The organism is Acetomicrobium thermoterrenum DSM 13490, from assembly GCF_900107215.1.
Lineage (GTDB): Bacteria > Synergistota > Synergistia > Synergistales > Acetomicrobiaceae > Acetomicrobium > Acetomicrobium thermoterrenum.
This window is the reverse complement of record NZ_FNPD01000013.1, coordinates 1-20,971: the sequence shown is the minus strand read 5'-3', so window position 1 is coordinate 20,971 and position 20,971 is coordinate 1. Positions and strand designations below refer to the sequence as shown.

22 protein-coding genes and 2 rRNA genes are annotated in these 20,971 nt (G+C 43.5%); 3 read left to right on the top strand and 21 right to left on the bottom strand.

The features are described from left to right. Positions 1-12 precede the first annotated feature (12 nt). Positions 13-363, top strand: a complete 351-nt coding sequence (locus tag BLU12_RS09195) for a cupin domain-containing protein (RefSeq protein ID WP_091462277.1) — start codon at positions 13-15, stop codon at positions 361-363. Between the two features lie 58 nt (positions 364-421). On the opposite strand, the gene BLU12_RS09190 is transcribed toward BLU12_RS09195, so the two are convergent. The 15 genes from BLU12_RS09190 to BLU12_RS09120 all read right to left on the bottom strand — a co-directional run bounded on the left by BLU12_RS09190 (position 422) and on the right by BLU12_RS09120 (position 15,027). Beyond that, positions 422-1,303: an isocitrate lyase/PEP mutase family protein gene (locus BLU12_RS09190; RefSeq protein WP_091462275.1), complete on the bottom strand. Its 882-nt coding sequence runs from the start codon at positions 1,301-1,303 to the stop codon at positions 422-424. Positions 1,304-1,308: 5 nt separating this feature from the next. Beyond that, the gene (locus tag BLU12_RS09185; RefSeq protein ID WP_091462273.1) at positions 1,309-1,806 is read right to left on the bottom strand and encodes a 3-isopropylmalate dehydratase small subunit; all 498 of its coding nucleotides are present in this window, start codon (positions 1,804-1,806) and stop codon (positions 1,309-1,311) included. Then, positions 1,807-3,066 (bottom strand): 3-isopropylmalate dehydratase large subunit, encoded by a 1,260-nt coding sequence (locus BLU12_RS09180; protein WP_091462272.1) that lies wholly within the window; start codon positions 3,064-3,066, stop codon positions 1,807-1,809. Positions 3,067-3,174: 108 nt separating this feature from the next. Next, the gene (locus BLU12_RS09175) at positions 3,175-4,668 is read right to left on the bottom strand and encodes a sodium:solute symporter family protein (protein ID WP_091462270.1); all 1,494 of its coding nucleotides are present in this window, start codon (positions 4,666-4,668) and stop codon (positions 3,175-3,177) included. Positions 4,669-4,690: 22 nt separating this feature from the next. After that, positions 4,691-4,927 (bottom strand): hypothetical protein, encoded by a 237-nt coding sequence (locus tag BLU12_RS09170; RefSeq protein ID WP_091462269.1) that lies wholly within the window; start codon positions 4,925-4,927, stop codon positions 4,691-4,693. Positions 4,928-4,975: 48 nt separating this feature from the next. Then, positions 4,976-5,851: an isocitrate lyase/PEP mutase family protein gene (locus tag BLU12_RS09165; RefSeq protein ID WP_091462267.1), complete on the bottom strand. Its 876-nt coding sequence runs from the start codon at positions 5,849-5,851 to the stop codon at positions 4,976-4,978. Positions 5,852-5,867: 16 nt separating this feature from the next. Continuing rightward, complete coding sequence (locus BLU12_RS09160) at positions 5,868-6,566, bottom strand: GntR family transcriptional regulator (RefSeq protein ID WP_234945601.1); 699 nt, start codon at positions 6,564-6,566, stop codon at positions 5,868-5,870. A 295-nt stretch (positions 6,567-6,861) separates the two neighbouring features. Beyond that, positions 6,862-8,508: a hydroxylamine reductase gene (gene hcp / locus BLU12_RS09155; protein WP_091462266.1), complete on the bottom strand. Its 1,647-nt coding sequence runs from the start codon at positions 8,506-8,508 to the stop codon at positions 6,862-6,864. Between the two features lie 15 nt (positions 8,509-8,523). After that, complete coding sequence (locus BLU12_RS09150) at positions 8,524-9,282, bottom strand: ATP-binding protein (protein WP_091462264.1); 759 nt, start codon at positions 9,280-9,282, stop codon at positions 8,524-8,526. Then, positions 9,245-9,697 (bottom strand): RrF2 family transcriptional regulator, encoded by a 453-nt coding sequence (locus tag BLU12_RS09145; protein WP_091462263.1) that lies wholly within the window; start codon positions 9,695-9,697, stop codon positions 9,245-9,247. The genes BLU12_RS09150 and BLU12_RS09145 overlap by 38 nt, the downstream gene beginning before the upstream one ends. Before the next feature lie 94 nt (positions 9,698-9,791). Further along, positions 9,792-11,624 carry an ASKHA domain-containing protein gene (locus tag BLU12_RS09140; protein WP_091462261.1) on the bottom strand — a complete coding sequence of 611 codons (1,833 nt, stop codon included), beginning with the start codon at positions 11,622-11,624 and terminating at the stop codon, positions 9,792-9,794. Between the two features lie 25 nt (positions 11,625-11,649). Beyond that, a complete protein-coding gene (locus BLU12_RS09135) occupies positions 11,650-12,489 on the bottom strand; it encodes a TIGR02757 family protein (RefSeq protein WP_234945600.1) in 840 nt (279 codons plus the stop codon). Between the two features lie 24 nt (positions 12,490-12,513). Continuing rightward, on the bottom strand, positions 12,514-13,041 hold the full coding sequence (locus tag BLU12_RS09130; RefSeq protein WP_091462260.1) for a flavin reductase family protein: 528 nt from the start codon (positions 13,039-13,041) through the stop codon (positions 12,514-12,516). 26 nt (positions 13,042-13,067) lie between these two features. Next, positions 13,068-13,559, bottom strand: a complete 492-nt coding sequence (locus BLU12_RS09125; RefSeq protein WP_234945599.1) for a ferritin — start codon at positions 13,557-13,559, stop codon at positions 13,068-13,070. Between the two features lie 52 nt (positions 13,560-13,611). Next, a complete protein-coding gene (locus BLU12_RS09120) occupies positions 13,612-15,027 on the bottom strand; it encodes an NAD(P)/FAD-dependent oxidoreductase (protein ID WP_091462256.1) in 1,416 nt (471 codons plus the stop codon). A gap of 136 nt (positions 15,028-15,163) precedes the next feature. On the opposite strand from BLU12_RS09120, the gene BLU12_RS09115 reads away from it, so the two are divergent. Next, entirely contained in the window at positions 15,164-15,919 is a 756-nt protein-coding gene (locus BLU12_RS09115; protein ID WP_200778749.1) for an SIR2 family NAD-dependent protein deacylase, read from the top strand. Between the two features lie 235 nt (positions 15,920-16,154). Here the strand turns inward: BLU12_RS09115 and BLU12_RS09110 are convergent, their stop codons facing one another. Then, positions 16,155-16,595 carry a Fur family transcriptional regulator gene (locus tag BLU12_RS09110; protein WP_091462253.1) on the bottom strand — a complete coding sequence of 147 codons (441 nt, stop codon included), beginning with the start codon at positions 16,593-16,595 and terminating at the stop codon, positions 16,155-16,157. A gap of 1 nt (position 16,596) precedes the next feature. Next, a complete protein-coding gene (locus BLU12_RS09105; protein ID WP_091462251.1) occupies positions 16,597-17,619 on the bottom strand; it encodes a molybdopterin-binding protein in 1,023 nt (340 codons plus the stop codon). 114 nt (positions 17,620-17,733) lie between these two features. Between BLU12_RS09105 and BLU12_RS09100 the strand changes: the two genes are divergently transcribed. After that, positions 17,734-18,546 (top strand): XdhC family protein, encoded by an 813-nt coding sequence (locus BLU12_RS09100; RefSeq protein WP_091462250.1) that lies wholly within the window; start codon positions 17,734-17,736, stop codon positions 18,544-18,546. Here BLU12_RS09100 and BLU12_RS09095 read toward each other — a convergent pair. The 4 genes from BLU12_RS09095 to BLU12_RS09080 all read right to left on the bottom strand — a co-directional run. Then, positions 18,515-19,135 (bottom strand): nucleotidyltransferase family protein, encoded by a 621-nt coding sequence (locus BLU12_RS09095; protein WP_091462318.1) that lies wholly within the window; start codon positions 19,133-19,135, stop codon positions 18,515-18,517. The genes BLU12_RS09100 and BLU12_RS09095 overlap by 32 nt on opposite strands. A 58-nt stretch (positions 19,136-19,193) precedes the next feature. Next, positions 19,194-20,567 carry a uracil-xanthine permease family protein gene (locus tag BLU12_RS09090; RefSeq protein ID WP_091462248.1) on the bottom strand — a complete coding sequence of 458 codons (1,374 nt, stop codon included), beginning with the start codon at positions 20,565-20,567 and terminating at the stop codon, positions 19,194-19,196. A 140-nt stretch (positions 20,568-20,707) separates the two neighbouring features. Next, a 5S ribosomal RNA gene (gene rrf / locus BLU12_RS09085) occupies positions 20,708-20,823 on the bottom strand. A 55-nt stretch (positions 20,824-20,878) separates the two neighbouring features. Then, positions 20,879-20,971 (bottom strand): 23S ribosomal RNA (locus BLU12_RS09080); the annotation flags it as partial.

Genomic DNA, 20,971 nt, shown 5'->3' with positions numbered 1-20,971 from the left:
GGAGTGAAAATGATGGCGATATTAAAACAGTCTAATGAAGTTGTGGTACGCGAGAACATGAAGGGCGGATCGGGCAAGGCGTCTTTCTATTACGTTCCGATTCCGGACGATGAAGGAGCTGTAAAAATGGCATCGCGGATCGAATTAGAACCCGGAGCTTCAATAGGGTTTCATCAGCATATCGACGATGAGGAAGTCTACGCGATATTATCGGGTAGAGGCATATTTACAGACGGCACAACTGAGGTCGAAGCCAATCCGGGCGATGTTTTCCTCACGCGCAAAGGAGAATCCCACAGCATTAAAAATAACAGCGACGTACCTTTGATTTTTTTCGCTATGATAGCAAAGAAACAACAATAATAAATCTACTAAAAGGGACCAAACTTGAAGTTTTGGTCCCTTTTAATTTGCCTTTTTATCAATTGGAGCGATATTTCTCAGACAAAGCGTTACATTTCGGAACCCCGATAAAATCAGTAAATTGCTTAAATGTCCACATGTGATCAAAAGCATCTCTATTGGTCCCTTTTTCTTTAATCTCTTGAGATAACCCGTACATTGCTTGAGAGGCAGCAAACAGAAGGCCTACAGGAAATATTACGATCTTATACCCCATTTGTCGTAGCTCGTTGGCGGATAGCATTGGAGATTTCCCACCCTCCGCCATGTTGGCTAATAACGGAATGCCATGAAGTTCTTTTGCGATGTATTTGAATTCATCTACTGTATAGGGGGATTCTACAAATATGATGTCAGCACCAGCCTTATAATATTTTCTAGCTCTTGCAATTGCATCATCTAATCCCATGACAGCCCTAGCATCAGTTCTCGCTATTATTTTAAAATCATCATCTGTCCTGGCATCACAAGCAGCTTTTATTTTTTGAACCATTTCCTCTGGATCGACCACTTCTTTTCCCTCTAAGTGGCCACAACGCTTGGGAAAGGTCTGGTCTTCGATATGTATCGCTGCTACCCCGCTTCGTTCGTACTCCTTTACCGTTCTATATACGTTCAAAGGATTGCCATACCCTGTATCTGCATCTGCTATAACGGGAATATTAACCGCTCCAGCTATACGCCTTGCGTTGTCAATGATTTCGGGCATGGTAATAAAACCCATATCAGGAAGGCCCAACAGACTCGCAGAAGTTCCAAAACCCGTCATATACACACAATTATGTCCCGTTGCCTCAACTATGCGCGCAGATAACGCGTCATAACAACCAGGGGCTATGATTATATCTTCCTTTTCCAACATCTCTACAAATTGTTTTCTAACGTGTGATATTCTATCCATTGTCCTTATACACTTCCTTTAGCGTTTTTAACATATTCTATTAAACCGCCTAAATCCAGTATGTTTTTAATTGACTCTGGAAGGGGGGTAATTTTATATCTTTTACCCTTTGTTATGTTTTTAAGCTCTCCAAGCTCCATGTCGATCTCTATTTCGTCATTTTCGTCTATTTCGTCAACGGCATCCGAACACTCGACAAGGGGCAATCCAATGTTTATAGCATTGCGATAAAATATGGCAGCGAAGCTCTTTGCCACTACTGCTCCAACGCCACACTCCTTTAGGGCTATAGGAGCGTGCTCTCGAGACGATCCGCATCCAAAGTTAATCCCCGCAACTAATATATCGCCCTTTTTGACCTTTTTCGGAAAATCGGGGTCTACACCCTCCATGCAGTGCTTAGCCAATTCCCTGGGATCGGTTATACTCAAATAAACTCCAGGGATAATTACATCGGTATCAACGTGATCTCCGTATTTCAATGCTTTACCTCTTATAAACACTTAAATCACCTCCGAAGGATGGGTCAGCTTCCCTGCTATCGCCGATGCTGCTGCAACAGCCGGATTTGCCAGATAGACTTCACTGCCTTTATCACCCATACGACCGACAAAATTCCTGTTGGTTGTCGAGACGCATCGCTCTCCCTTGGCGAGTATGCCCATATGTCCGCCAAAACAAGGCCCACAGCCTGGCGGCAAAATCGTAAACCCGCTTTCAGTGAAAATTTCTATTAACCCCTCCTTTAAAGCTTGAGCAAAGACCTTTCTGCTGCCTGGCGCGATTAAACCTCTGACGCGAGGATGTATTTTCTTTCCCTTGACAATTTCTGATGCAATGCGCAAGTCGGTAATGCGCCCATTGGTGCAGGAGCCGATGAAGGACTGGTCGATTTCAATATCCTTTACCTCCGATACAGGTACACCCCTGGAAGGCAAATGCGGCATAGCTACAATCGGTTCAAGTTCACCCAAATCTACGTCTATAACTTTTTTGTAGATCGCATCGGAATCGCTTCTATACTCACAGAAATCCTTCAGACCCAGACTTTCTATATATTCTTGTGTTACATCGTCAAAGTTAAATATCCCATTGATCGCACCGCACTCTACGGCCATATTGCAAATCGAAAAACGCGAATCCATATTTAAATGTTTAGCGCCGGGACCATCAAATTCCAGAGATTTCCCCAATGCTCCATCGGTACCCAGCAGGGATATTACGTACAATATTACATCTTTACCCGAAACCCATTTATTGGGTAAGCCCACCAACAAGACCTTAATTTGCTCTGGCACCTTAAGCCAAGTTTTGCCAAGAGCCATAATTCCCGCGACATCTGTACTTCCCATTCCCGTAGAAAAGGCACCCAGAGCACCGTAGGTAACCGTATGAGAGTCCCCTCCTATGATCAAATCTCCGGGCTTTACTATTCCATCTTCCGGCAAGACGACATGTTCAATTCCATAACCTGCATCGTAAAAGTGCTTGATCCCTTTTGCAGCAGCAAAATCGCGCATTGTTTTGCACTGTTTAGCAGACGTCACGTCTTTATTGGGAGTAAAATGGTCTAAAACTATAGCTATCTTGTTCTTATCGAAAACCTCTCCATCGCCCATCTTATCAAAGACCTCAACCGCCACCGGTCCGGTAATATCGTTCATCAGTAACATATCCACAGTTACATCAATGATATCCCCCGGTTTAAAGTCTCCTTGCTCGCTATGAGCGGCAAGTATTTTTTCGGTTATGCTATGACCCATTAGTTATTACCTCCTTATTAAACGTTAAAATCCATATATAGTCTTATTCAATCTTAATTTTATATAAAATATTATAATATTAATATTAAAAGAAACACATTTTGAATACTATTGGTTCATTTTAAATAAATTAACAAATTTTTCGCCAAATGATTGTATTTCATCTTCCTTGGACGAAGTCATTAAGCTAATTGCAATTGCAATAAAGAAGTTTAAAAGCATGCCCCAAACGCCACCATGTATACCTAGGAATCTAGGATTACCCGACAAACTCATACCTACAGCCACAACTCCACCTACAATCATACCGGTAATTATTGCAGGTTTAGTTGCTCGAGACCAATATAGACCCAAAAGGACTGCAGGAACTGCTTGTAAAAGTCCTTCAAACTTAATCTCCGTTAGTCGCCATATAGTAGTCTTTGGTTCCAAAACCAATATCATACTTACGATTAGTATTACAAAGTTAAACCAACGAGCCACCCTTGTTGCCTTTAGGTCCGTAACATTAGGGTTGATAAACCGTCGATAGAAATCTCTAATGATTATGGTGGTTAATGAAATCAGAACTCCGCTTGCGGTTGAAAGCGTAGCCATAAGAATAGCAGTGAACACTATAGACATAGCCCAATAAGCAAATGTCGACCTTTGCATAATTTGTGTCAACATGATTGGTATTACTTTTTCTGTGTCCATTCCCGAAAGTCCCAATATATTTGCCGCAGCTATAACACCGATGAACACAAGTATTGTAGGAGTTACGAAAGTTAAGACAGCCATTCTAGCTAATGAATGCTTCAAAACGTTTTCATTACGTGACGCAAAAAGCTGTTGGATAGAATGTGCATACATTGCACCACCTAAACCAACCAGCGCCATGGTACTTGCCCAATTCAGTATTCCTCCCGACGATTGGGGCGGAAGAACCTTCGATGGAGAAATTTCCAGCAACTTCTGGACCGATGAGCCGAGCCCACCAAAATGAATCCAACTGTATATAATTAAAAACAAAATTCCCAAAAACATTATTCCACCCTGAATCGCTTGAGCTAGCATCGCTCCCCTCATTCCACCTATTGCAACATATACGGCAATAATCGATCCTAAAATCACTACTCCACTCCAATAAGGTATATGGGAACCCAAACCAGCAAAAAGGGTGCCGCTAGCCTGGAGCTGCTCGATAAATTGTACATATATTCCCCAGAATAAAAAAATACCAGCTATAAAACAAAGAGTTTTTGATCTAAACCTATCCTCCAAGAAATCGATTAACGTTATATATTTTCTTCTATGGGCTAGCACATATAATCTAGGTATAAACAGCATATAAGCAACGGGAATCATGACCATAAAAACAGGAAAAACGAGTTGCTGAAAGCCAATCCTGTAAGCTCTTGCCGTATATCCGATCATGCTGTTACCGCTATACTGTGTGGCAAATAGGCTTAAGGCCACAACCAATGTGCCTACGGTACGACTAGCAAGGAAATAATCTTCCATTGACTCAGCTTGTCTCTTTTTAAATGAATACCAACCAATGTAAAGCATTACAATCAGAGAAATAACCAACGTAACAATTGGACCAACCATGCTAACCATTTATCATCCCCTCCTTAACTCTCTAACTCTTATCTTCCTTGGAAATAAAAGCTTCCAAATTCCAATGATTCCTTGTAACGTCAATGATTGATAACACCAAACATACGAGAAAGACGATAATTAACAGAGCCCAAAGAGGTATGCCGAGGACCAATTTTTCTCCTATGCCCTTCGGGAAATACCATGGTACAAGTAAAATGTATAGCAATATAAACCTACCCCATACCTTCCAATTCATAGGATCTTTAATCTGCTCCATTATCAATATACCTCCTTCACTATATATTGTTAGTGCTTAAATGCTACATTAATCCCTTCCTGTAGCATATTCCTTTTCTTTCTCTCTAATAATATTCAACCCAACAAGCTCATTAAATTCGTTAAAGGGAATCATGTCGTCGAGCATGCCAGCAGTGGTCCCCGTAGTTTTAAGTTCCTTCATCAATTTAGTAACCGCCTTTGCGATAACATATGTAGAGGCTACACAGAAGATCACTAAGTCATACCCCAGGTCCTCGAGTTCTTTTGCCGTTAATAACGGAGTCCTCCCATGTTCAAGCATATTGGCCAACACGGGCACATTAAAACTTGATGTTACCTTCTGCATTTCTTCAATAGACTCTGGAGATTCTATAAAAATAATATCTGCACCTGCTGCTTCGTAAGCTAAGCCTCTTTCTATGGCCGCATCTATTCCAAAATTAGTGCGGGCATCTGTTCTTGCCATTATCATAAGGTCGTCATCAACTCTGGCATCACAGGCCGCTTTAATCTTTCCAACCATCTCATCCTGCGAAATGATTTCCCTACCCAGCATGTGACCACACTTTTTTGGAGCTACTTGATCCTCAAGTTGAATACAGGCAACCCCTGCTTTTTCGTATAAGCGCACGGTCCGTTGAACATTAATGGCATTTCCATATCCTGTATCTGCATCGGCAATGACAGGTATATTTACTGCCTCAACTAAGTTCGCAGCTCTAATTGCCATTTCTGTTTGCGTCAAGAGTCCGACATCTGGTTGCCCTAACACACTTGCCGAGGTCCCATAACCAGTCATATACACTGCCTCAAAACCTTCTTTTTCGATTATCTTCGCCACAAGAGGATCGTGAGCTCCTGGCGCAACAAGTATTTGGTCCCTAGAAAGAAGTTTACGTAATCTGCTCGTCATTTTATCCATTTAATAAACCCCCCCTTTAATCACTAGTGCATCTTCTTAAAGCATAATAGCTTTCTGACCTATCTTTTTTGAATTTATCAATATCCTTGGCCTTTATGTAATCTATAATTCTAAAGTGATATTCTGCTGTTTCAGTTAAGTTAGCATCCAGTAAAAATTTATATATTCCCAAAATGAGCAAAAGATATATATCTAAAAGCATTTTTACTGTCCATTTGAGGTCCGCTTTAAGCCAAAGATATTTGTGAAATTCAAGGTCTTTCTCGAGAAAATTACCCAATATTAACTCCTTAGACTTATCACTCATAGCGATCATCTTCATCTTTTGAGCAATCCCATTAAGGTGATTAATATCATCCTCTGTTACTGCATCCCGAACGATAATATCCTTAAAAATGCATTCCTCTAACATATATCTAATGGTATAGATTTCTTCCATGTCTCGTTTTGTAAATTCTGTTACACGAGCTCCCTTGTGAGGTACTATCTGCACTAATCCAATTGCTGCTAACTCCCTTAAGGCTTCCCTAATAGGCGCTTTGCTTATGTTTAGTTCATTGGCTATAACCGATTCATTAATCCATTCACCCGGCTCATATTTGTTAGAAAACAAAAGCTCCATCATCAAGCGTTCTCGTACTGCCATAGTAATGTTTTTATATGGCAGTCTACTTGGTAATGAGAACCGCTCTTGAATACTCCTTGCATTGTCCAATGTTTTCACTTAACCCCCTTTTTCATAAGAGCATACTTTTTATAATCGAAGGTCGAATTCGGATGTATTCAATTATTGACACTCAATTTATCATCGCTGCATTATTTTTGCAATAGGCATTAATAAAAGAATACAAAATACATATATGTCACTTTAGTCACTAGTATTGATATAATTCTTCTCGTAATTGGCGACGGTAAGAATCCGGGCACGCTAATTGATACCTATTTAAGAATACAAAAGAGGCAAGTTAGTAACTTGCCTCTTTTGTATAGGAACAGTAGGTGACTTGTGTTTAGCCCAGTATGGCTTTTAAATCCTCTGCCGGAGTAGTGATAGGTTTGAGACCCAAATTTTCGCTCAAGTAGGAAATCACTTTGGGCTTTAAAAAGGCAGGAAGGGTTGGGCCAAGGCGCATATTTTTGATTCCAAGGGCGATAAGGGACAACAAAATACAAACGGCCTTTTGCTCGTACCACGATAAGATGAGCGATAAAGGAAGGCTGTTGACATCCGTCTCAAAGGCATCGGCAAGTGCTTTAGCTACGACTATAGCCGAATATGCGTCGTTGCACTGCCCCATGTCGAGCAACCTCGGGATGCCCTCAATATCGCCAAACTCCAACTTATTGAAGCGATATTTGCCGCATGCTAAGGTCAAGATAAGACAGTCATTTGGTACGCTAGTTGCAAATTCAGTGTAATAATTACGCCCTGGCTTTGCCCCATCGCAACCACCGATAAGGAAGAAGTGTCGGATCTTCCCCTGCTTGACCAAATCAATGACCTTATCGGCTACGGAGAGCACGGTATTTCTGGCAAAACCTATGGTAATGTAATGTTCTGGTCCATCTTCGGCGAAACCGGGCTGGGCAAGCGCTGCCTCAATAAGGGGAGAAAAGTCCTTATCGGGACCAATGTGGCGTACCCCCGGCCAAGCCACCAGACCTGTGGTAAAAATTCGATCCTTGTAAGAATCCTTTGGTTTTTGAATGCAGTTGGTCGTCATCAAAATTGCACCAGGAAATTCATCGAATTCACTTCGCTGATTCTGCCAGGCACTTCCATAGTTTCCTACAAGATGAGAATATTTTTTGAGTTTCGGATAGGCTAAGCAAGGAAGCATCTCTCCGTGAGTATAGACGCTTATGCCCTTGCCCTCCGTTTGTTTTAAGAGAAGATCCAAATCCCTCAAGTCATGACCGGAAACAAGTATTGCCTTTCCCTTTACAGGGGTTACCCTTACTTTGGTAGGTTCGGGATGACCATAGGCTTCGGTATTGGCTTCATCCAGAAGCTCCATTACCTTTATATTAAAGTTCCCAAATTCGATAGCCTTTTGCAATAATTCCTCTTCCGTAAAGCTATCTTTGGAGAGGTAGTCCATGAAAGCATGAAATCCCCCATAAATCTCCTCGCTTTTTTTGCCCAAAATCTGGGCATGATCTGCGTAGGCTGCGCTCCCCTTTAGGCCAAACAAGATAAGGTCGTGTAGTCCCCCTATCACATCTCCCCATCGCTGAGCTCGCGATTCGGGATTGACCTTTTCTCCTTGAGTTAATAGTCCCGATCGGTCTTTTGCCAGCTCAAATGTCGCCGGCCCGTTTAGCTCATCCGGCGTTATTCCCTTTTCCTTTGCTGCAATGAGGTAAAGATTTCGAGCCTTTTCCCTTATCTTTTCCGCCTTACGGATCATTTGTTCCATGCGATCCACGTCGAAGTTAACATTAGTCACCGTAGTAAATAAAGATTCTATTACTAATGAATCGATTTCTTCGTCGGACGCACCTAAAGCTCGCGCCCTGTGAGCGTACATGGAAATACCTTTAGCGACGTGTATGAGCAGGTCCTGAAGATCCGCTACCTCGGGGCTTTTGCCACATACGCCAAAATTAGTACAACCACTCCCTTGTGCTGTCTGTTCGCATTGATAACAAAACATACCTACTCCCCCTTTTTAATTTGCTTTGTATCTATATTTAATTGTTTCTTTATCTTTAATGTTACCATCGATTCCAATCACTATTTTATTTAAAACTATATCCCGATTAACTTCGCTTGCAACGGATTCCGCTATTCTCCATAATCCCCCACAGCAAGGCACTTCCATAATTATTACAGTTATTTCGGGCGTCTGATTTACCTCAATAATTTGAGCTAATTTCTGCCTATAAAGCTCGGCATCATCTAGTTTGGGACAACCTATGAGCAAAACTCTTTCATCGTCTTTCAATATCGTCTTTTGAAAACTGTATAACGAAAATCCCGTGCAATCCGCAGCCAACACGATAGAAGATCTTTTCAAATACGGTGCATTTATCGGTAACAACTTAAGCTGAATTGGCCAGTTCAAAAGCCTAGAATTGTCATCGGCGACGCCCTGTTCCAAGCTTTCTGACATTCTTTTATTGCCATTATGACGAATATCCATAACATTGCTTCCTGGGCACCCGCAGGGAAGGAGGTTTTTCCCACGACTTGGTTCATCTGTAACTCTTGTGTATTCTTCAGCTTCCCTCAACTCAAAGGATATGGCCTCCTTCGGGCATTCACCGATACAGTCTCCCAAGCCATCGCAGTAAGACTCGTTTCTGAGCTTGGCCTTCCCGTCTTCTATGACTATTGCGCCCTCATGACAGGCTTCGGCACAAAGGCCACATCCGTCACACTTATCCTCATCAATGTTTATTACTCTTCGCAATACCCTTTGTTTCATCGAAAAGATCACTCCTTACTAAGTCAGCTAAAGTCCTGCTGGATAGATATTTTATAAACTCTTCGTTAATTCTTTTGAGCATTCCTCCAAAAATACAGCTCCCAAAGGGACAATTTTTTTTATTTATCAAGCAATAGTCTGACGAAGGCTTTCCCTCTATGGCTTCATAAACCTCGTAGAGGGTTATTTTTGAAGCGGGAATAGCAAGTTCGAAGCCTCCGCTTGGACCACGCAGGGAATTTACTAATCCGGCCCTGGTCAACCTTTGAAAGACCTTCGCTGCATGTGGTTCGGATACGGATATCATCTCTGAAAGCTCCCTTACACTTATTCTCCTTCCCTGCAGTGCAAGTATTCCCATTCCGTGCAGTGCAATCGATGCAGCTTGTGAGATTTGTACCACTCCACCCTTCATCCTTCGACCTCCCTTCCTATATAGGAATTATGGTACTTTATTTCCTATTTGTCAAGAAAAAAAATTTGGTCTTTCAAAACTCTATTCGAGATTATCAGAGATACGTCAGCTTCGACAAAAATTTTTCGTTAAAATTTTCTTTTTCTATATCGATGAATTCAATTTTAGATAAGATACGATCCAAGGCCTTAAAAGACTCTCTTCCACCCAATACAAACCTGACTCCCCCGCTCAATGCAGCGTTTCCGAGACACTTGACCTCACCCGTAAGATCCTTTGGCAACAGGCCTATATCAATAACATCTTCGGGGTTTAGGTAGTTTCCAAAGGCCCCCGCTAGGTAAACAGCGCTTAATGATTCGCCGCTCAAGCAGGCCTTTTCCAATATCAAATCTATGGCGGCAGAGATCGCCCCCTTCGCCAGCTGAACCTGTCTAATATCAGATTGGGTCAGGGCTATGCCATCGGCGATCATTATTTTTCGCCTGCCTTCTTCTCTCACTATCAGCGAGGCTATCGCTTTTTCTCCTATCTCGTCTGGGTCTTTGATCCTTCCTGTATCATCTATCAATCCCATTTTTTTAAATAGGGCAACTGCGCTTATAACTCCGCTCCCACATAGTCCTTTGGCAATCCCTTCTCCTATTGTCAGTGCCTTTATGCCATGTTCGCCATCTTCCTCGAGAAAATAAATCGCTCCATCGGTTGCAACCGTTCCACAGGAGATCGCACCACCCTCAAAGGCAGGCCCGGCTGCTGCGGAAGTGATAAATATTTTCTCATCCAAAATCAGCCCTATTTCCCCATTCGTTCCAAGGTCTATCACGAGGCATGGAATTTTTGGACCTAGAGAAATCAACTCAAAAAGCAAGGAGACCATATCTCCGCCCACGAACTTATCGACTATAGGCATCGACCAAATCCGACCAGAAGGGTGCATTGGCAGTGCCGAAAACCTGAAACCTTCGGAACTTAAGATGTTCTTAAAGACCGGCACATAGGGAGTCCTGGCTAGAGGTTTAGGGGATATCCCCCAAAAGAGATGTTCCATAACAGTGTTGCCCAAAATCAAAATCTCAAATACCCTTTCCTTAGATATATTTGTCTCTTCTAAACACTGTCGCATCGACATGGCGATGGAGTCGATCAACATTGTTTGCATCTTTAATAAATCTTTTGAGTTTATCGCTTTAGAGATGCGAGAAATAATATCCGCTCCAAAACTCCTCTGAGGATTCGCAATAGTGCGACGCGAAAGTATCTTGCCGATCTTCAAATTTAACAGAACGATAGAAATAGCCGTAGTGCCAACATCACAGACGAAGGCACAAAGGGGTTTTTCCTCATGCCCAGAAAAAATCGCCACATACTCTTCGTCAATTTTAACCATACTGCCCCTCCAGCCCTCCCCTTCTTCCCAATATATTGACAGCTCCTGCAATGCTTCCGGCCTTATCTTCAATTCGTCCTTTCCCAATGCTTTAGCAAGGGCTTCACTCACACTCCCTGCCGTTAGATCATCCCAGCGAAGGTTCACTTTTTCTTCCATTACGGAAGGATGGTGTAAAATGAAATTTTTCTCGAAAAAGGCGGAATCGATGAGCTTGCTACGCGAGTCAGTTTTAAAATCGTCTACAATAACCTCAACATTGCCTTTAACAAAAGCCTGGCAGGCAAGCCGCCAGCCCAGAGCTAAGATCTCAGGCCCTAATTTATCAACCTCTTCATCAGATGGTTCTGTCAAAGCCCCTCTGGCCAAGACGCGACATTGTCCGCATTTTCCATGACCTCCGCAAGCTGCGTCTACAACGATGCCGGCAGAGATCAAAGCATCGAGCAGTGACGTATCCGGTTTTACAGTAACCTTTCTAGTGATTCCTTGATATGTATATATGACATCGCATAACTCGGGAAACTTTTTGTCCATTTCGTTAAAGACCCCTTTGCAGCTTTTAATTTAACGGCTGACTCTTGCCTTCGCAATCACAGGTCTTACTCAATTTCTTAACGGCAGAAATGACCTCACGATAATCCTTGGCCTCCATGCCCAAATGGGATAGGGCAAAATCATACCTTAAAGGATCATCGGGACGAAAAAGCCTGAAGGCTTGTGTAAGCTCTATTGCTGCTTTTACATCGGGAGAAGCCCTCTTAATCCACCCCAATTCCTTTCCGAATTTCCACATGTGCACATCTAAAGGAACTACCAGGTCGGCAGGTGTCTCGACTGTCCAACCCCCCGGATCTACATTATCTTTTCTTACCATCCACTTCAAAAAAAGCCTGAGCCTCTTACACGGGCTATTTTTCCCTGGATCGGGGATTAGAACGCTTATATCCTCAGGCGATGCATTTCTAAGGGCAACAGCAAAACTAACCGCAGGATCCAAATCCCTAGCTTTGCAATGCTCATAGAGAGACTCCAACGAACCATATCGTGCGATCAAAATTTTGCAGGCATACAAAAGGCTAACAATATCGCTTCCCTTGACCCACCTATGTTTAAATCCCTTGAGCTTCGCCATTAAATAATCCTCAGGCACGTTCAAAAGGAAATCTCTAGGATTATCTTCCATTATGGCGACGACTTTCTCTATAGATTTTATGATCTGAGAAACTCGCCCGAAGGCCAGGGAGGCAGCAACAATCCCAATTATCTCCCTTGCACGAATATCATCAAAACGATGCAAAAAATAGACCGGGTCCTCTTTTGCCTTCTCTTTATCATTATATTTGGCGTAAAACATTTCCAAAAACTCGACCAAAGACAAACTCATTTCACCCTTAAGCAAAAGAGGACCCCATTTATTTCATAATTACGCTTTGTTGAAGACAAAGGTCGGCGCATTCTTGGGCGACTTTCCCCCCTTTATCAAACGATAATTGGCATACGTCAGGGGCGTACCGCTTTTTATGGTCTCAGCTGAAACAACCTCTGCAACGAACAGCTTATGAGTATATACCGGAATTATATCTATGACCTTTGCCTCAATAACGGCAAGGGCGTGGTCCAATACCAAGGGCACGCCTGTTTCGCCAATCTTGTATTGACACTGAGTCATTTTATTTATATCTCTCCCGCATTTAAACCCAAAAGTCCCTATGAATGGCATTGGCGTATCCTCTTCCAGAACCGACACTCCGAAGGCCTTACCCTTTTCTACCAGCTCTGTAGTCAAGTTATCTTTGTGCAAAGCTACAACCATGCATATGGGATCTGCAGTAACCTGCATCAACGCATTTGCTATCTGACCGTTCAACCTTCCTTCGCTGGTACCCGTCACTATATATAGCCCGTAACTTAGGGTAAAGAGAGCCTGCAAATCTACCTTATCGACACCCATAGGCCTGCCTCCTTTACAAGACTCAACTAATCCTCCCGAGATCCCAGCGCCTGATCCAACATGAATATAACGCTTGGAGAATCTCCGGTGAAGCGCAGCTTTTGGACTATCTCTTCGGCATTGGCCTCTTCTTCGACCTGTTCCTTGACAAACCATTGAAGGAATTCGAAAGTTGCATGGTCGTTAGCTTCCCTCGCTGCATCTACCAAACTGTTGATCATTTCAGTTACTTTTTGTTCGTGGTCGAAGGTGTCTTCAAATACCTCCAAAGGCGAACTCCACGAGGACTTTGGAGCTTCAACAGGCAACATCTCGACCTTTTCGCTCCTGTCGTTTATATATTCATAGAATTTCTTTGCATGATCTATCTCTTCCTCGGCCTGTTTTTTCATCCAGTGGGCAAAACCCTTTAAATTGTTGGCATCAAACCAGGAAGCCATTGACCAGTACAAATAACCTGAATATATCTCTCTGTTTAGTTGTTCGTTAAGCATTTTGAGCAACTTGCGATCCAACATAATTATCACCCCTGTATTCATATTTAACATATATTATTATACAGCAATTTCGCTAGTTTTTTGAAATCGTTTCATGAATCTCTTCAAGCATACTCCTGGCGGACACCAAACCGCTGGCCGCAGCCTGTATGACCCCCCTGGTAACACCCGCTCCGTCTCCAGCCGCATATAAGCCTTTTATCGAGGTTTGCAGTTTCTCGTTTAAGGAAAGCTTCAAACTATAGAATTTGACCTCAATACCATATAACAAGGTATATTTATCGTTCACATGGGGTATGATCGACTCCAAAGCCTCAAGCATTTCTAAAATGTCCTTTAAATGTCTGTATGGAAGGGCAAAGGATAAATCCCCCGGCTCGGCTTCCACTAATGTCGGTTTCACCAAGCCCCGTTCAATTCTCGAACGAGTCGATCGTCTGCCCAGTTTAAGATCGCCCAATCGCTGCACCAACACCGAACCGCCAAGCATGTTCGCCAGTCTTGCAATATGAACACCATAACCATTGGGATCGTGGAAGGGTTCTGTGAAATTAGTGCTAACAAGTATGGCAAAGTTAGTGTTGTCCGTGCTTTTGTCTCTGAAGCTGTGGCCATTCACGGTAACGACGCCACCATCGGACTGAAACTCCGTAACGACTTCTCCGTGGGGACACATACAAAAGGTCCTAACCTGATCGTCAAAAGTCGGGGAATTGTAGATTGCCTTAACTTCGTAGAACTGTTCCGTCAACTCCTCGGCCAACTCGGCAGGAATTTCTACCCTCACGCCTACGTCGACGGGAAGGGAGTCTACTTGAAGGCCAAGCTCTTTGCTCGTCCGTTCCATCCAAGGCGCTCCTTCCCTTCCTGGGGCCAGCAAGACAAATTTTGCGTTAAGCTTCTCGCCGCTTGAAAGTTCAACGCCAGCCACTGCTCCGTTAGCAATCAGTACCCTCTTTACTTCGGTGTTCATCAATATGTGAACTTTATCGCGCAATTTGCAATATATATTGCGCAACACTTCCTTCGTGCGATCTGTGCCTATGTGCCGTATCTTCGCAGGAATGACATGCAAACCAGCCACACGGGCTTTTCTGATAACCTTAGAAGCAAATTCCGGATCCGGTTCGAACAAAGGTGCGGAATCTGCTCCATATTCCCTCCAAATGGAATCTACTTCGTCGAGCAAGGCAAGAAGCCTTTCCTTACCGATGTATTTCTCTAAATTTCCTCCAAAGTGAGGGGTCAACGTTAATTTACCATCGCTAAAGGCTCCTGCGCCTCCCCACCCACACATCAGGCTACAGGAATTGCAATGAGCACAGGTTCGAACTATGCCCATTTTCAACGGACACTTTCTCTCGTCAAGCGTCTTTCCTTTGTCTATTAAAGCCACACTTATTCCTCTGTTCGCCAACTCAAGGGCAGCAAAAAGTCCGGCCGGACCTGCTCCCACCACAATAACATCGTAATAATTTCCCACACTCATCCCTCCATCATAACTTTAAGACGGCTATTTGATATTTTAAAAAACTTACCAGAAGTGGAGGATGAAAATATCCTCTGATAATGATAAAGTATATAAGGGATTTATGCGAGTCAAAAAGTTGCAGGAGGTGAAGCTGATGCATGACCTGGCAGCAAAGTGCGCAGACATGATAAAAAAGGCACAAAAAATATGTCTGCTTAGCGGAGCAGGCATATCCACAAATGCCGGAATCCCCGATTTCCGTGGGCCAAAGGGGTTGTATCGCACGGCCGGTATAGATAACCCGGAGAGGATATTTGACATATCCTATTTTCATCGTGACCCCTCGCTTTTTTATAAATTTCACAAGGAGTTTTTGAAAGCCCTTCAACAGATAAAACCGACCTTCGCACATTATTTCTTCGCAAAGCTAGAGGAAAAAGGGAAATTAATAGGCATAATTACCCAAAACATCGATTCCCTCCATCAAAGGGCCGGGGCAAAAAAAGTTTACGAAATACACGGAGGCGTATGGGAAAGTTATTGTCTCAAATGCGGTAAAAAATTTAATTACGAAGAAAGTTTTAAGAAAACCATGGAAGAAGAAATCCCCCACTGTGATAGTTGTGGAGGAGTAATAAAACCGGACATTGTCTTTTTCGGAGAGCCCGTTAAATACCTTGACAAATGCATTGAGCTCGCGAGGGAAAGCGACCTATTCTTCGTTGTCGGCTCATCCCTTGTGGTTACTCCCGCGGCTCTGATTCCAGCCGAATGTAAGGGGAGTATAGTAATAGTAAACAAGGGTGATTTTTCCACCGCCTATCTTCCAATGGACAAGGTAGACCTGGTAGCCGACGAGGACATTGATGCATTCTTCAAATCTATTGACGAACATCTAAAACACAATTAGGAAGTGTCTAACATGACGAAAGTGCAAATTATGTCACTGTTTATGGCCCTCCTCTTCTTTCTTTCTCCTAGCCATATCGAAGCAAACGTTGCAGATTAAATTCGGGATACGACTATTACGAAATAAAAGGAAAATTAAAGGTCGTCACTGCATATGAAAATTTATCACTCGTAGAAGCGATTGAGGAAAACCCCAAAGACCCCCATCTTGTCGGGAGACGTTGTGTTGCTTTCCATCAATTAATCTCTTTGGTTTCCTTAAAGCATTTCTCGCATATCCCGTAAACCAAAAGTTGCTTTCCTTCGACATGATACCCCGGAGGAACTTCCACAAAGGGAAGCTTGTCTCCTTTCAAGCATTTCATTTTCCCGCACTTTAGGCAATAAAAATGGGGGTGATCTCCGGGGCATCCCGGTTCGCCAAGTTCATGAATGCAAAAGTACCATCGACCATCTATGCCAAGCACCTTATGCACTATGCCCGCTTCAACTAAGACGTTTAAAGATCTGTACAATGTAACCCTGTTAATCTCACTTAAAAAAACGTTTGTCTGTAGATCACCGTGCGATACGGGTTGCCCTGCCATCATTAGCGCTTCGCAAATGAGAATTCTCGCTTTTGTGGGCCTTATGCCAAAAGTTTTTAACGTTTTCTTTACATATTCTCGATTCAACATTTCAACATTTGACCCCAAAAGAACAATTAGGAAAGGAACATGTCGAGCAACGCCTGCACAAGCCACCTATGCCAAACCTCGAGATCTCCTCGAAGGTTGGAATCAGTCCGGCAAATATCCTAGGTAAAACCAGGTCCAGACTGGTCCATTCATCGTGGACGACACACGCAGGCGCTCCTATGATGACCTTTTCTCCCTTCATTCCCACCATAAGCATTGAGCCTGGCAATACAGGTATACCCTTGAATTTTACCTCGTCGCAGGCTTGTGCAATGGCTCGCGGGGTATTATCATCGGCATCGACGCTCATGCCCCCTGTGCAGATGATCAAATCTGCTCCACTATTTAAAAAGTTGCGTATTGCTTCTACAATCTCGTATAGGTCATCTCCTGCGATGCTTTGTCCCAGTAAACTCCCTCCGAAATAAGCTACTTTTCTTTCAAGTTTAGGCCTGAAGGCATCCTTTATTATTCCGCCTTTTATTTCCCCTCCAGTCGTTACCAATCCGACCTTGAGAGGGTTGTAGGCCCTAACCTCAAATGTAGCCCCTACACGCAGAGCCCTTTCAAGTTGCGCTCTCTTAACGGCAAGTGGCAAAATCCTAAAACCCGCCACCATGTCTCCCGGTTCCACCATCGTGTAGGGATATAAAGTGACTACCACCCAGTCTGGATCGTTATTTATCATATTAACTTTATTGGGATCGAAGTAAAGAAGCCCTCTGAAGTCGGCTATTAAATTACACCTTCCCTCGCTTGGGGCTGTTAATTTCAATCCCTTTCCGCATATTGCCGACCCTAAAGCTAAAGCAGCATCGTCTTCATGCACTTCATCTTCTTCTAATTCCAGAATAGTTAAATGTTCTTTGCCCATAGACCTTAAAATCTCTATGTCCTCTTCTTTGATGACATGTCCTTTCTTGAAACGAGGCCCCTTATAACCCATATCCACATCTATTTTCGTCAAGTCATGAGATAAAATATGATTTATTGCTTGGTTCAAATCTACAATTTTTTTGCGCACTTTCAAAATCCTCCCTATCGACCGTTTTTCGCTTCGCAATCACGTCTTTGTCTATAGTCAGACTATGTGTATATTTTATAATAAAACGAAACACAACTGGAGGAGGTAATCAAAATGGATCTGGCAATCATCGAATCTCTTAAGAAATCCCTTGAGACGGGGAAAAAATGTGTATTATGCACAATAATAGACGAAGAAGGTTCGACGCCAAGAAGCGTCGGATCAAAGATGCTGGTTTGGGAAGACGGATCGATAGTTGGGACCATAGGCGGAGGCGTATTGGAATATCACATTATACAGGAAGCATTGAGGTTGTTCCGTGAGGACAAAACAACTGCTCTTTACAGCGAAGAATTTACGGCCACAGAGGCAGATGACCCAAAAGCCGCCTGTGGCGGTAAAACGACAGTATTTCTTGAACTTATAGGAAGGAAAAAAGAACTCATTATTTTTGGAGCCGGACATGTAGGAAAAGCCATAGCCCGGGTCGCTAGTTTTCTAAATTATTCAGTAACCTTGTGGGACGAAAGAGAGGAATTCGCAAATCCAGATAACGTCCCTTGGGCACAAACAATTGCCTGCCCGCTCGATGAGGCCTTCGAAAGATATCTGTCATTTCACAAACTAACACATGTCGTCGTTGTAACCAGAGGGCACTCTCTTGACACAGAGGTCATCCGCAATCTCGACGGAAAGACCGCTTGCTACATAGGAGTGATAGGCTCCAAGCGCAAGATAGCCGTGATGAAAGAAAACCTGCTTAAAATGGGGGTTTCCAAAGAGCTGGTCGACAGATTATATGCACCCATTGGACTTCCCATCAAGGCAGAAACGCCTGAAGAAATCGCTATATCTGTTATGGCTGAAATCATTGCTGTCGATAACGGAGCAAACGTTAAGGGCCTGCGTCAGCCTCTTGATGTCTGATCTTTAAGATGCTCTCCGCCAGCTTAAGGTCCTCGAAGGTGTCTATGTCAATACATACTCCCTCGTCATCCACGGGCACCAAGATTCTTTCTTCCGGTGGCGGCATGAGATCCTTTAATGTGTGATCCAAAGAGGCGGAGTGTATTGTTTCAACTATGGGCTTTGGGATCAGAATCGGATGACTCCTTTTTCCGTTAAAAACGGGCTGAACCACCTTTAAGGGGTGTCTTTCGGATAAAATGGCCTTTATCGTAGCGGGCTTGACTAAAGGTTGATCGCCTAAGGCTATTAGGACATTTTCTATATCTTTTGACAAAGACAATATTCCCGTTTTTATCGAAGAGAACATCTCTTTTCTGTAATCGGGATTTTCTACAATATTCAATCGAACGCCATACTTCGATAATTCCTTCTTCAGCTTATCTCCGTCATAGCCTATTACGACCACTATATCTTTTGGATCAAAACCAGAGGCGCGGATTAAATCTAATGTCCAAAATATGATTGGTTTGCCCAAAATAGGTCTTGACATCTTCTCGTAACCCAAACGCCGTCCTTCGCCGGCAGCCAAAAGGATTGCCTTGATCAAATAAATTACACCTCGCATATAAAAGAGGCGGGTTATAACCCGCCTCTTTTGTCATTTATCATATTTTTACGCCTATGCCCCGCTCCTCGTCGGTACCGGGAATCAAGCTATCGCATATGGCTGCACAAATGCCCGCTACAGCCATCGGTGTCTTCAATATAGCCCATATTACTTCTCCAAGAACTCCTAAGGTCGAAAAAATAGCGTGGTTCTGCTCTATCCATCCAGGAAGTCCAAGGGCCATTAAGAAGGCAAAACCAACTATTAAAACATTCCTCTGGCTTCCCATATCAGCCCTCATCAAAACCTGGATTCCAAGAGCACCTATTACGCCAAAAAGTGATATATAAGCTCCACCAATTATCGGACTGGGAATGGTGGCAACAAGAGCACCGAGCTTTCCTATTGTGCTCATAAGAATAAGCAAGATGGCACCTGTTCGCACTACCCAACGGGAGGCCACGCCAGTCAAACCAATCAAGCCGATATTTTCCGTATATGATGTCGTTGCAACACCACCCAGCATTCCCGAAATTGCACAGTTTAGCCCTTCGGCACCGATACCTCTGCTAATAGTCTCAGAGGAGGGATCGTCCAGCCCTGCGGCATAGGAACAGGAGTGATAATCTCCGATTGACTCGATCATAACCGCGAAGAAACCGGCCAAAGCTGTACCAAATGTTACAACGCTAAACTTTGGCGCACCCCAGGGCATAATTCCAGTAAACCTAAACCACGGAGCCCTGATAACTTCAGTGAGATCTATATATGCCGGATGCCCTGCAGCGAATAAACCGGTCACTGACAGGAATAAACAAATAAGATAAGTAAATACTATTGAAGTCAACACAGAAAATATATTGAGGTATTGATTTTTCGTCACGAGGCTGAAAAGAAAGATCAAAAATACAACCAATAACGACACCGGCCAATAGTTGGCGGCATTGAACTGTACAGCAGTGGGAGCAAGGGAAAAGCCTATAGCCATAATTGTGGGTCCGATAACTATGGGGGTTATAACTTTCCTAATATATCCAACTATTTTGCTGTATCCCAAAAAAGACAGGAGCAAACCGCCGCTTATTAGGGCACCGCCAATATATTGCATGATCACATTGGGACCCATCGCCTTATAAATACCGATAATAGTCATTATAGGAGGAATGAAACTGAAACTTGACCCCTGAACGATCGGAAGGCCGGAGCCAAGCTTTGGATGCGTTTGTATCAACGTAGCTATCCCCATGGCCAGATATACGCACGAAATAAAAAATCCTATCTCCGCTCTTGTCATTCCCATCTCAGGACCGAATATTAACGGCACAAGAGTGGTTGCTCCAAAAAGAGTCAGTACATGCTGAGCACCCGCCAGTACCAATATAGCTGGGGGCGGAACGTCGTTGACGCCATAAATTGCTTTTCTTCTGATCATAATAACGGAACACCCCTATATTATATATTTCATCCAAAACTTTATATCACATCCACCCCCGAAAAAAAAGAAGACGAGCCCTTCTCGTCTTCTTTTTTCACCTCTTTCGCCTCACCATGGAGGCAAAATATAAAGCAGGCACATGGCAGCGACCTACTCTCCCACGGGTACCCCCCGCAGTACCATCGGCGCTGGAGGGCTTAACTGCCGGGTTCGGCATGGATCCGGGTGTTTCCCCTCCGCTATGGCCACCATATGCCTGCTTCAAACCTTTACTCAAAAATCGCTAGGGAAAGAGGAAAAAAGTATTTAAGGACAAGGCCTCGGTGTATTAGTACCGGTCAGCTGCACCCCTCTCGGGGCTTCCACCTCCGGCCTATCTACCCTGTCATCTCCAGGACACC